Source organism: Pseudoalteromonas sp. Of11M-6, assembly GCF_022347905.1.
GTDB lineage: Bacteria > Pseudomonadota > Gammaproteobacteria > Enterobacterales > Alteromonadaceae > Pseudoalteromonas.
The window spans coordinates 1-12,266 of the sequence record NZ_JAKRFW010000008.1; the positions used below are offsets into that span (position 1 = coordinate 1).

10 protein-coding genes are annotated in these 12,266 nt (G+C 43.1%); 5 read left to right on the top strand and 5 right to left on the bottom strand.

Translation table 11 applies throughout. The annotated features are described in order from the left end of the window. Positions 1 to 103 precede the first annotated feature (103 nt). Both MHN32_RS05455 and MHN32_RS05460 read right to left on the bottom strand, forming a co-directional pair. Complete coding sequence (locus MHN32_RS05455) at positions 104 to 1,438, bottom strand: dihydroorotase (RefSeq protein WP_010605989.1); 1,335 nt, start codon at positions 1,436 to 1,438, stop codon at positions 104 to 106. 11 nt (positions 1,439 to 1,449) lie between these two features. Continuing rightward, positions 1,450 to 1,941, bottom strand: a complete 492-nt coding sequence (locus MHN32_RS05460) for a Fur family transcriptional regulator (RefSeq protein WP_138580943.1) — start codon at positions 1,939 to 1,941, stop codon at positions 1,450 to 1,452. A 66-nt stretch (positions 1,942 to 2,007) separates the two neighbouring features. Here MHN32_RS05460 and MHN32_RS05465 point away from each other — a divergent pair, with 66 nt between their 5' ends. Beyond that, complete coding sequence (locus MHN32_RS05465) at positions 2,008 to 4,401, top strand: TonB-dependent receptor (RefSeq protein WP_239421134.1); 2,394 nt, start codon at positions 2,008 to 2,010, stop codon at positions 4,399 to 4,401. 140 nt (positions 4,402 to 4,541) lie between these two features. Next, positions 4,542 to 5,948 carry an alkaline phosphatase PhoX gene (locus MHN32_RS05470; RefSeq protein WP_174169773.1) on the top strand — a complete coding sequence of 469 codons (1,407 nt, stop codon included), beginning with the start codon at positions 4,542 to 4,544 and terminating at the stop codon, positions 5,946 to 5,948. Positions 5,949 to 6,079: 131 nt separating this feature from the next. Here the strand turns inward: MHN32_RS05470 and MHN32_RS05475 are convergent, their stop codons facing one another. Beyond that, positions 6,080 to 7,051 (bottom strand): YihY/virulence factor BrkB family protein, encoded by a 972-nt coding sequence (locus MHN32_RS05475; protein ID WP_239421135.1) that lies wholly within the window; start codon positions 7,049 to 7,051, stop codon positions 6,080 to 6,082. A 134-nt stretch (positions 7,052 to 7,185) separates the two neighbouring features. Here MHN32_RS05475 and MHN32_RS05480 point away from each other — a divergent pair, with 134 nt between their 5' ends. Beyond that, positions 7,186 to 8,295, top strand: coding sequence for a mechanosensitive ion channel family protein (locus tag MHN32_RS05480; protein WP_239421136.1), 1,110 nt, complete (start codon positions 7,186 to 7,188; stop codon positions 8,293 to 8,295). A gap of 100 nt (positions 8,296 to 8,395) precedes the next feature. On the opposite strand, the gene MHN32_RS05485 is transcribed toward MHN32_RS05480, so the two are convergent. After that, positions 8,396 to 8,827, bottom strand: coding sequence for an Lrp/AsnC family transcriptional regulator (locus MHN32_RS05485; RefSeq protein WP_239421137.1), 432 nt, complete (start codon positions 8,825 to 8,827; stop codon positions 8,396 to 8,398). Positions 8,828 to 8,995: 168 nt separating this feature from the next. Between MHN32_RS05485 and MHN32_RS05490 the strand changes: the two genes are divergently transcribed. Then, entirely contained in the window at positions 8,996 to 9,907 is a 912-nt protein-coding gene (locus tag MHN32_RS05490) for an arginine deiminase-related protein (protein ID WP_239421138.1), read from the top strand. Positions 9,908 to 9,989: 82 nt separating this feature from the next. Then, positions 9,990 to 11,420, top strand: coding sequence for an alanine/glycine:cation symporter family protein (locus MHN32_RS05495; RefSeq protein ID WP_239421139.1), 1,431 nt, complete (start codon positions 9,990 to 9,992; stop codon positions 11,418 to 11,420). Positions 11,421 to 11,538: 118 nt separating this feature from the next. On the opposite strand, the gene MHN32_RS05500 is transcribed toward MHN32_RS05495, so the two are convergent. Next, positions 11,539 to 12,150: a TIGR04211 family SH3 domain-containing protein gene (locus MHN32_RS05500; RefSeq protein WP_239421140.1), complete on the bottom strand. Its 612-nt coding sequence runs from the start codon at positions 12,148 to 12,150 to the stop codon at positions 11,539 to 11,541. Between the last annotated feature and the right edge of the window lie 116 nt (positions 12,151 to 12,266).

Genomic DNA, 12,266 nt, shown 5'->3' on the forward strand with positions numbered 1-12,266 from the left:
TGTTCTCGCCTGACTCACATAGAATAACTATGCTACGCAGGCTCTGCCTTGTACAAATACCAATCAAACTGCTGCAAAAACAAACTTGAAAGGTAAACATGCCCTAGCGATTAAAAATTAGTGGCATAGCGGCTGTGGGTGTATTAAGCGGTTGTTGGCCGTCATAAACGAGACTGCCATTCACCCAAGTTTTTAAAACTTTTGCTGAAAAACGGTGACCGTCGAATGGGGTCCAGCCACAGTGATAGTGTGTTTTCTGATGGCAAGTGGGTGTTTCGTGATGAGGGTTCACGAGCACTAAGTCAGCATAGTATCCTTCGCGAATAAAGCCTCTATCTACAATGTGATACCTTAACGCTGGATTATGTGCAACTTTCTCAACGAGCTGCTCTATAGATAAACGCTGATGATGCACATGGTCGAGCAAGCTTAATAATGCATGTTCAACTAAAGGCAAACCCGCAGGTGCTTGCTGGTAGGGGAGTTGCTTTTCTTGCCAAGTATGAGGCGCGTGATCAGTAGCAATAATATCTATTTGATTATTTCGCACTGCTGCTAACAAAGCATCACGATCGCTTTTCGCTTTAATCGCTGGGTTGCATTTTATTAGGTTACCCTGCAGTGCGTAATCTTCTTGACTGAACCACAAATGATGCACACATGCCTCTGCAGTAATATGTTTGTCGCGAATATCGCCTGAAGGGAATAAGCTCAATTCTTTTTCTGTTGTGATATGCAGTACATGTAAATCGCTACGATATTTTTTCGCTAAAGATACAGCGTACGAAGAGGATGAATAACACGCTTCGGCGTCACGAATGATGGGGTGATCTTGAATTGTTAAACTGCCACTGCGTCCTATGCACATGGATAAGTTCTTTTCAATCACTCTTCCATCTTCACAATGGGTGACAATTAGGGTTGGACTTTCTCTGAAAATTGCGTCGAGTGCTTGTGGATGCTCAACGAGTAGATCGCCTGTTGATGCCCCCATAAAAACTTTAACACCGCAGTACTTCTTCGCATCTAAACGTTTTATTTGTTCTAAATTATCTTCGGTTGCCCCTAAGTAGAAACCATAGTTTGCCAGCGAGCTTCTAGACGCAATCGCGTATTTCTGTTCAAGGGCTTCAATGGTTGTAGTCGCAGGGCTTACGTTTGGCATTTCCATATAGCTGGTGATACCACCTGCCACAGCAGCTCTGGATTCTGAGGCTATATTACCCTTCTGTGTTAAGCCGGGCTCACGGAAATGCACTTGGTCGTCTATCATTCCAGGGAGTAGAAAATAACCTGTCGCATCCACAATATAGTCATTTGGCTGCGCAGTTATTGAGCTTGCAATTTTATTTATTCTGTTTTCAACGATAAGTACATCACATACTTGTGATTGATTCTCGTTGACCACAATTGCATTTTTTATCAGTGTGTTTTTCATATTATAGGGACCTATTTGTCAAGTTTGGCTTTGCAAAGGTTACATAAGCCAGGCAACTCTAAGCGTGCATTTGCAGCTGAAAATCCAGTGCTTTCTACCGCTTTAAATAGATGCTTGGCAGCCTCTTGAACAGAATCTATTTCTTCTATTTGATGGCAGGATTTGCAGACCAAGATCACGGATAGATGGTGATGGCACGCACCATCTAGACTCTTACAGGCTATATATTTATTTGCAGAATGGATCCGGTGTGCCAGATTGACTGACTCTAAGAATTCAAGAATGCGGTACACGGACATTGCTAGAATAGGAGAGTTGGTGCTTTTATTGTATTTGTCAGTAAGTTCATAAGCTGATAGCGGCTCGACTGTTTGCAATAATATTTCTAGCACGCCCTGTCGTTTTTCAGTTAAACGCAGCCCTAACGATTGGCATTTTGCTTGAGCCTGTTTGAGAATAAAGTTTCGTTGAGTTTTGTTCACGGCAATGACGACATAATCCACCTAGATATTGATACAATATAACATATCAAGCATAATTGATACAATATAACATTTATTGGAGTCGTTATGTCTAAACTATCAACAATATCCTTGCTCGTTGCTGCACTGTTACCACCAAGTCTTGTAGCAAAGTCTATAGAAGGTACAGTCGTCAATAAAGCTGGTAAAGGGATTGCAAATGCATCAATTGAGGTCGAAGGAACTGATATTCGCGTACTCACAGATAACAATGGTCATTTTCAAATTTCGGGCGTTGGGCTTGGAAATAGACAAATCCATGTAAGAGCGCCTGGTTTTGCTCATCTGCATAAGGCGCTCACTCTGGATCAAGGTGGCGTTAAAAACGCAATGCTAATGTTAAATCGTTCTCCAATAGAAGTTATAGATATTGTTGCTACCCCTGTACATATGTCGGCGATGGAATCTGCGGTTCCAGTTAGTGTTTTGGCAGGTGAAACATTGCGTAGACAGCAAACTGCTACACTAGGGGATAGTTTAGAAAAATTGCCTGGCGTCAACACAAATTTCCACGCCAAAGTAGCGAGTACACCAATTATTCGAGGTTTGAGTGGCCCGCGAGTGTTGGTGACGCAAAATGGATTAGATGTCAGCGATGTATCTAGAGTTGGTCCTGATCACTCAGTCGCCTCCGAAGCCTCAACGGCTCAACAAATCGAGGTGTTGCGGGGACCTGCAACTCTTTTTTATGGTAGTGGTGCGATTGGGGGAGTGGTTAACGTCGTCGATACAAGAGTTCCAACCGATAATGCAACTCGCGGAGAATGGAATCTGGAAAGTAACTCTGTTGATGACCAAAATACAGCCTCGTTTAATGCGACATCGGGTATTGGTTCTGTGGCTTTATATGTTGATGCATTCTGGCGAGAATCTAATGATTACGAAGTACCTGTTCCTGCTGAAATTCATGAGCATAGTGAAAGGAATAACAGTGGTGAACATCACTATAAAGTAGCAAATAGTGCTGAAGAGTCTGATGGTTTTACGGTTGGCTCAAGTTACTTATTTGACCAAGGTTATGTCGGTGTGGCTGTTGAGAAATTTAACCGCAAATACGGCATTCCGGGACATACGCATGGCGATGAAGAAGCACATCATGAGGCTGAAGAGCAGGTTTTTGCGGACTTAGCACAAACAAAAGTGCAACTATTAAGCGAGTACAAGTTTAACAAAGGTTGGCTTGATAAAGTGAATGTGCGTGCTGGTTTTACAGAGTATGAACATGCTGAAGTTGAGCACGGCATGGTTGGAACAACATTTAAGAATGATACCAATGAGTTAAAAGTTGATTTACTACATCAGCCTCTGTCCGCTTGGACTGGTGGCGTAAGCTTACATTACAAACATAGTGATGTTGAGGCTCAAGGTAGTGAGGCGTTTACGCCGCCATCTGATACCCAAACACTTGCGATAGGGGTAATGGAGGAAAGGCGGTTTGGTGATTTTTTAGTGCAGTTAGGTGGTCGTATTGAGCAAGTGGAGATCACTGCAAGTAATGTGCCTTTACCGAGTATTGATGCCCACTCGCACGATACTGAAATGCATGACCACATCGGTCACGATTCAGAAGCAACAAAGGTATATGCGGTTGAGCATCAGTTTACCCCTGTCAGTTTATCTTCGGGTCTTGTATGGGACTTTGCGCAAAATTATAACCTTGGGTTATCTGTTTCACACTCTGAACGAGCTCCTTCTTCATCGGAGTTATTTTCCTTTGGTCCTCACATAGGAACTGGCACTTACGAGGTAGGAGCGTTGTTCAAAATGGATGAGCACGGTCATTTTGGACTCGATGAGCAAGGCATAGCGCTAGAAAAGTCGCACAATATTGATATTACACTGCGAAAAACCCAAGGCGATATAGGCTTTATTTTTAATGCTTTTTACAACCAAGTAGATAACTACTACTATCAAATAGAAACTGGGTTGTACGCCGAGAGCGGCGATAGTCACGACCACAATCATGAACATGAGCACGATCATGCTTCCGAATTACCTATTTATTTATTCAAGACAGATGATGTGGTTTTGCACGGTTTTGAAGCGCAAGTTGCTTGGCAATTGACCGACGAGTTGAAAGTTGATGTTTTCTCTGACTTTGTGCGCGCCAGATTAGAAGAAGGCGGCGATTTACCTCGTACACCACCTCTGCGCTTTGGGTCGCAGTTAAGCTATCAGACGGATAATCTCAGTGCACATATCCACATTACTCGATATCAAGAGCAGGACCGGATTGCACCAGAAGAAACCGCGACCGACGGATATACCTTAGTTGATGCTAGCATCTCTTATGATCTTTCTGTGTTAAATCAAGATCTCTCTATTTATCTTAGAGGGAGCAATCTGGCGGATACAGAAGCACGAGTACATAGTTCATTCTTAAAAGATATAGGCCCTCGTCCGGGACGCAGTTTCGCGCTTGGTATTCGCGGCTATTTTTAGTTTTAGCAGGTTAAACCATTGTGTACCTGTTAGTTAAAGCCACACAGGTACACAAGTAACTGAGTTTTACAACAACATAAATCTTATCTATATGTAGCACGAGATTATTACTGACACGACTACGATCAGCAGGAGAAATTATGGTTTCACGTCGAGGGTTTTTAAGGGGGGCTGGCACCCTCGCATTTATCGGCCTTTCTAAAAGCGCATTTGGCAGAGTGTCACTATTAGACTTTAACACAATGATAGCTGGGTATGGACCGTTGATCACCGACCCCAATGGTTTACTCGATTTGCCCCAAGGTTTCAGTTATCAAATAGTATCAAGCCTTGGAGATAAAATGTCCGATGGTTTTACTGTACCTGACAAAGCCGATGGTATGGGTTGTATTGCTTTAGATGAAGAACGGGTTGCATTGATCCGCAATCATGAATTGAAACCAACAGATTTAGCAAAAGCCGAGGACAGTATTCGTCACCATAAAAGTGAGCTTGCTTTTGATACAAATGGCTCAGGCATCGCGCTTCCTGGTGGCACAAGTCATATTGTGTATAACCTAAAAACACGCCAAAAAGAACAAGAATATTTATCCTTGGTTGGCACTATTCGTAACTGTTCTGGTGGAATAACGCCTTGGGGGAGTTGGCTTACTTGTGAAGAAACAACTGCAACTAAAAATGATGGTTTTACACAAGATCACGGATATATTTTTGAAGTACCAGCGACTGCAAAGGGTTTAATTAAGCCACAACCTCTAAAAGCAATGGGGCGGTTTAATCATGAAGCCGCTGCTGTTGATCCCAAAACAGGTATTGTTTATCTCACGGAAGACAGGGGAGACAGCGTTTTTTACCGCTTTATTCCAAACGAAAAGGCAAAGCTCCACAAAGGAGGGAAATTACAAGCGATGGTAGTGAAAGAAAGCCCGCAATTTGATAGTCGAAATTGGAATAAAAAAGCGATGCCACTTCATCAGGAGTTTACTGTTGAGTGGATAGATTTGGACGACCCACAAAGTGCTAAAGACGATTTACGGATCCGTGCTTATCGAAGTGGAGCTGCGCTATTTGCTCGAGGTGAAGGGATCCATTGGGGTGAAAAAGAGCTGTACTTTTGCTGTACCAATGGCGGAAAAAAGCAGCTAGGGCAAATCATGAAGTATCAGCCATCTGAGTTTGAGGGAACAGAAAAAGAACGCCTCAATCCAGGAAAGTTGTCTTTATTTGTCGAAAGCACTAGCCAGTCTCTCTATAACTTTGGTGACAATCTTACCGTGTCGCCACAAGGACATTTAATTGTTTGTGAGGATCAGTATTCCGATGTTGTAAATAACTACCTAAGAGGTGTAACACCAGAGGGAGAACTCTATAATTTTGCGCGGCTAGCTAAGCAAACTGAGCTCGCCGGCGCTTGTTTTTCACCAGACGGCAAGACTTTATTTGTTAATGTGTACTCACCAACGACAACATTGGCGATTGTGGGACCATGGGAGCACTTTAATCAAGCAAAAATAAATAGCCTCTCTAATTTTAATTTGTTGAATTAGGGCTTGTTGACCTTTTCGCTATTTGGTTTATGTTCTCATAAGTGTATTTTGGTCGCGACGCTCAACTTGCTGCTGAGTAATCTAAGCAAAATTTAAATCGTGAAAGTGAGCTATTGATATTGATGCTATTATCAATGAGGCTCCTTTTCTTTACGTTGTCTTGTCGTCAAATTATCAGCCACAAATGCGCCTCGTTGTCCTCTGGTTTTTGCTGGCCCAACGGTACTATCTTTTAAAGTTTGTAGCTCAGCACTGGCATTTAATGCAGCACCAAAAATAATGATATATGCGCTCAAATATAACCACATCATCATAATGACGACGCCTCCCAATGAACCATAAGTTTCATTGTAAGAAGCGAACTGCGCGACATAATATGAAAATCCCAATGACGCCAGGATCCATAAACCGGTTGCAGTAAACGAGCCGAGTGTTATCCAGCGCCATTTTGCGGCTCTGCGATGTGGCGCATAACGATAAACAAACGCTAAGGAAAAGTGAAATAGTACCGCTAAAATAGACCAAGTAATTAGCTGTATTACAGAGTCCAGTGCTGTGGTAAATCCTACGATGTTAAGCACAATCGGTAAAATTCCGATAATAGACAACGCCACAATCGCGACGAAAATCGCCCCCACAGAAAACAAAAAGCGTACCACTAGCGCTTGTAAAAACTGCCTTTTATTATGCTCATGATACGTAATGTTGCAGGCTGTGATCAACGCTTGGCAGCCTTTACTGCTACTCCATATTGTTAAAAAGAGGGTAAAAATAGCACCTAAACTTAGGCTTGCCTGCGATTTTTGAGTGAGCGCTTTGAGTTGTTGCAACATAATTTCTTGACTGGATGGTGGTAAGAGTTCAATAAGCGGCAGTAGCTGGTCAACCATTTCTGCAGGAGAAGAAAAATAGGCATAGATAGAAACAACGGCCGCTAACGCAGGAAATATTGCCAGCAGGGCATAAAATGCCACTCCAGCGGCAACCAGAGATAAATTATCTTGGGATAAGCTGTGGTATAGCCGTTTACTGACATCCCACCAACCGAGTGCTGGAATATCGCTTGGCCTGTCTGCATTAAAGCCATGTTTATGAGCTGCCATTGGTCTTTCCTAAATCAATTCTGGGCCTGTTGATCTAAAGTGATATACAGCAAAAGGTCTGCCAATCTCGTTTGGCGTTATATTTGCTACTAGTCAACTCGTGACCTTATGAATAAAAACCCAAAGAGTGCAATATGGAAATCAATAATCTTATTAAAAATCAAATGACTAATATGATTCAGGCGGCAGCTTCTCGCGAAGTGACTGAGGCCGTGAGCACATCAGATACGCTAAGTTTAAGCGCACAGGTTGTGCACTTTTTACAAACCGCATGGCAATTATTACCTGCTTTGGCGTTGGGAATTGTGGTTATTGTGCTTTGTTATTATTTAGCACGGCCAATCTCTTATCTTTTGATTAAGCCCATAGGTTATGTCAGTAAAAGTCGATTATTACATCTCGTCACTCGCCGTTTTATCAGTGTGTTAGTCATATTTTTTGGTATTTATATCTTTTTGCGCTTGGCTGGGTTGAGTGAGTTTGCCGTCGCAGTAATGAGTGGTACTGGGCTTGTCGGTCTTATTCTTGGGTTTGCGTTTCGTGATATCGCCGAGAACTTTATTTCGAGTATGCTAATTAGTGTCCAACGCCCGTTTAGAATTGATGACGTTATTGAAGTGGATAACCGTTTGGGGATCGTTAAAAAAGTCACCGCCCGCGCAACCACCTTAGTTGATTACGATGGTAATCACATTCAAATACCCAATGCTACCGTCTACAAGAATGTAATTAAAAACTTTACTGCCAACCCCAAAACACGTGGACACTTTAAGATTGGTATTGGCTATGACAACGATATTCGCCTGACGCAGCAAATTGCAATTGACTTACTTAAAGAGCAAAGTGCGGTTTTAAACGACCCGCCACCTCAGGTTCTACTTGAAGCCTTAGGCTCCGCGACTATCAATCTTACCATTTATTTTTGGGTCAATAGCGAACAACATAGCCCGATCAAAGTGGCGTCTCAACTCATGCGAGAAACCGTTAATTGCTTTACAGAACACGGTATAAGCATGCCTGATGATGCTAGAGAGCGGATAATCATAGCTGCGAATACTGAAACACAAGGAGTAAACAAAGAAGCGACCAGTAATTCGAGTAGCAGAGCGCCTGTGAAACAAAAGAATAAAACCACTACAAGTGCAGTAGATGCGGATATTGACGATGTGAGTAGCGATGCGGATGAGATCAGAGAACAAGCAGATCGCGCTCGAAGCCCAGAAGAAGGGGACAATATAATTTAGCAGTAAATTAGGTTAAGTGTTGAAATGTGTCATGGCTGATTTAGTTTATTTCGGACTGTCGACTCATCACCCTAATCTAGATAAACAACGCTATCGAGTTTTACGTACTCGATAGCAAAATACTGGTTTCACTATTTAAAATGCCATCAATCTCTCGAACTTGCCTCAGTACACCATCGAATTTACTGAGGTTAGCAGCTTGCACTTCAGCGATTAAATCCCATGCCCCGTTCGTGGTATGAATTTTACTGAGTTCGGGGATCCCACGCAGTGCATTGATCACTTGAGTAGTGGATTTACCGATCACTTCTATCATCATGATAGCGCGCACCAGATCGGACTCGATATATTCATGAACCCGCACTGTAAAGCCTAGAATTGCACCACTGGAAATGAGTCTATCTAAACGGTTTTGTACGGTTCCGCGAGACACATCGAGCGTAGTGGCTAAAGTTGAAATGGCTGCTCGGCCATCTTTGCGCAATTCAGCAATCAAGGCTTTGTCAAGCGCATCATATAAGTAAGGAGTCATAGTACAGCTTTGTGGTTTTTGTCATGATTAGTCTATTTGTATAATTCAACTTAGCAAAGTGATAGAAAGTTGCACTAATTGTATAAGATTTTGGCATTTAAATCGTCTTATGGTGTGGTTACACTGATATTGTGTAAGACAACGCCCAAATCAAATAATGAGTGCAGTATGACAACGATATTTCAAGCACCACGAGCGGTGGTGATGATCCGCCCACACCATTTCACTTCGAACCCGCAAACCATGCAAGATAACGCCTTTCAGCAAGCATGCAGTGAAAACAACCCTAACAACAGAGCCTATGTTGAGGTCAGCAACGCCGTGCAAGCGTTAGAATTGGCTGGCGTGAAAGTACACTTATTTGAAGATACCTCCACAGACACGCCAGACTCGGTCTTTCCAAATAACTGGTTTTCGACCCATAGCGATGGTCAGTTGACGATTTACCCTATGTACGCCTTGAATCGACGATTGGAGATCCGTCGCGATATTATCGATTTTCTGAGTGCTCACTATCAGGTGACAAACATCAATGATTATAGTCACCTAACTGCTGAAGAAATATTCCTTGAAGGCACCGGCTCTATGGTTATCGATCATCAAGCACAAGTGGCCTATGCGGTAGAATCCAAGCGCACTAACGCCGTGTTAGTTAATCAAGTTTGCGAGCAGTTGGGACTACAGGCAGAGATATTTAATGCCTATGATAAGAATGAAGTGCCTGTTTATCACACTAATGTCTTAATGTGTGTCGCCACCGATTTCGCCATGATATGCCTAGATATGGTGCCAGAATATCAGCGGGCACAGCTTATTAACCGTTTTACGCAAAGCGGCCACACCCTGATTGCGCTATCTTATCAGCAGATCCAACATTTTTGCGGCAACGCGATTGAGCTACAAGGAAGCATGGGACACATACTTGCGCTTTCCACAACGGCTTATCAGGCGTTGTTGCCTGAGCAAATTGCTGTCATTGAAAAGTCAGCTAAGCTAGTTGCTATTGATATACCGACAATTGAAGCCGCAGGTGGCTCAGTGCGTTGTATGATTGCTGGAGTCCATTTAAATAACCGTTAAATAATACTAGGGCCTGTTTATCCGTCAAGAAGGTCAACAGGCCCTAGATAAACGGCAAATAATAATAAAACAGGAATCGCCTATGTTTGAAAGTGCAGTTAAGAGTATCAATGGGCTTTTATGGGGAGAAGGCCAGATACTTATTTATATCCTGCTATTTGCAGGGTTTTGGTTCACTATTCTTTTGCGAGGGATACAAATTGTAAAGTTTCGCCATATGTTTAGCCTGTTACGGGGCAGCAGCCAGGGTGATGACAATACCATCAGTTCTTTTCAAGCGTTATGCACGGGGCTATCAGCTCGAGTTGGAACCGGTAACCTTGCAGGTGTTGCGGTTGCTATTTCTCTTGGTGGCAGTGGTGCGATATTTTGGATGTGGATGATAGCCATTTTGGGGATGGCAACAGGCTTTGCCGAAAGTGTACTTGGGCAAGTCTATAAAGTGCGAGATAGCCAAGGTGAGTTTAGAGGTGGTCCTGCTTATTATATTCACATGGGATTGGGAAGTCGGGCGTTTGCAGTATGCTTCGCCTTTTGCTTGTTTTTGGGATATGGATTTACCTTTAGCGCGATGCAAACCAATACCATCACCGATGCGCTCAATAATGCGTTTGATATTCCAACCTTATATTCAGGTATTGTGATCACAGTCCTTGCCGGCTCTATTATTCTTGGTGGCTTCAAAGCGATTGCGCGATTTGCTGAAAAGGTAGTGCCAGTAATGGGATTAGTCTTTGTCCTTGCGGCCATTATTATTACCGTGATGAATTACTCGCAAGTCCCTGCCATGATCAAAGATATTTTGCTTTCAGCTTTTGGTTTGCAAGAAGCGGGCGCTGGCGCACTTGGCGCAGCTATCAAAAATGGTATTCAGCGTGGGCTCTATTCTAACGAGGCGGGAGCGGGTAGTGTGCCGCACGCATCGGCAAGTGCGTCGCCAATTCCCAATCACCCCGTGACCCAAGGTTATATCCAAATGCTAGGCGTATTCTTTGATACCATCGTGTTGTGTAGTTGTACTGCTGTCATAATTCTATTGGCAGATATAGATATTGGCAGTGAGATGGAAGGCATACGGCTGACGCAATCTGCGATGACCGCGCATTTAGCAACTGGGGGCGTGTACTTTGTCGCGGCGGCGATCACTTTGTTTGCTTTCACCTCTGTAGTGGCTAATTACGCCTATGCTGAAAGTAACTTACACTTATTCCATCTGGACAATAAAGTTGGCCGTTCAATTTATACCGCATGCTACTTGTCTATGATGTTGTGGGGCGCTTCGGCAACGCTAAAACAGGTATGGGATCTTGCCGACATCGCATTGGGTTTAATGACGGTGGTGAATGTTATTGCCATCGTGCGCCTTACACCCACTATCTTGGCGGTTACGGCCGATTATCATCTGCAAAGAGCAAAAGGGAAAGAACCTGTATTCGAAGTCGATAAGGTCAAAGTGCAAGGAGTTACTGAGTCTGGCATTTGGGTTAATATTAATGCGAAGAGTTCAGCCTAATACGTTTTAGATGGAATAAATAAAGGCCGAATTTTCCGGCCTTTATTTATTTTTGACAAGAGAGTTTAGATGAACCGTCAGTGACGAAGTTATCTAACCTCAATAGGTATATAACCAATTACCAGCCGTCGTAACGCTTTCTACGAGATAAAAATAGCGTCAGGATCACACCGATAATAATGCCACTGATCCCGATGATGCCACCGTAAGTGAGCAACTGGTGTTGCTCTTTTTGGACTTTTTGCTGCTGTGCTAAACGCTCATCTTGCAGCTGCTTTTCAAGCCCTGCAATAGTGTCTTGAAGTGAAGCATTTTCAGCTAGCAAATTGGTATTGTTTTGCTGCAGCATTGGAAGCTGCTGCTGGGCGTCGTTCAGCGCCTCTTGGGTTTCCACTAAGGTTTGGTTAACCGCCTCTAATTGTTGCTTTAAACCTGGCTCCGTGGTGACAAATTTACTTTCTACCCAACCTTCTCTTGCTTTGTCGTCTTTAATTTGGACAAACTCGTCATTAGCGCCACTCAAAATAGTGATTGGCGTACCAGCATCAACAGAACCTAAAATTCGATAATTTTTACTTGGACCTGTATGCATGAAAATAAAAAGATTGTCACTAATATAGCCGTTTGGTGTTGCCGCGTTTACTGTGCTATTTTCGTCTGGCTCTTCGGCAAAGCTTATAAAGCTGGTGAAGAGCAGGCTCGCAATGATAAATTGCTTAAAGTTGAACATGCGTGGGCCTTTTATTCTTTGGGTCGTAAAGTTTACAAAATAGTAGGGATTTCGCGGCCTAATAGCAAGGCTTTGTTTATTTTGAATGGCGCGAAATAATTGATTACATAATGAAA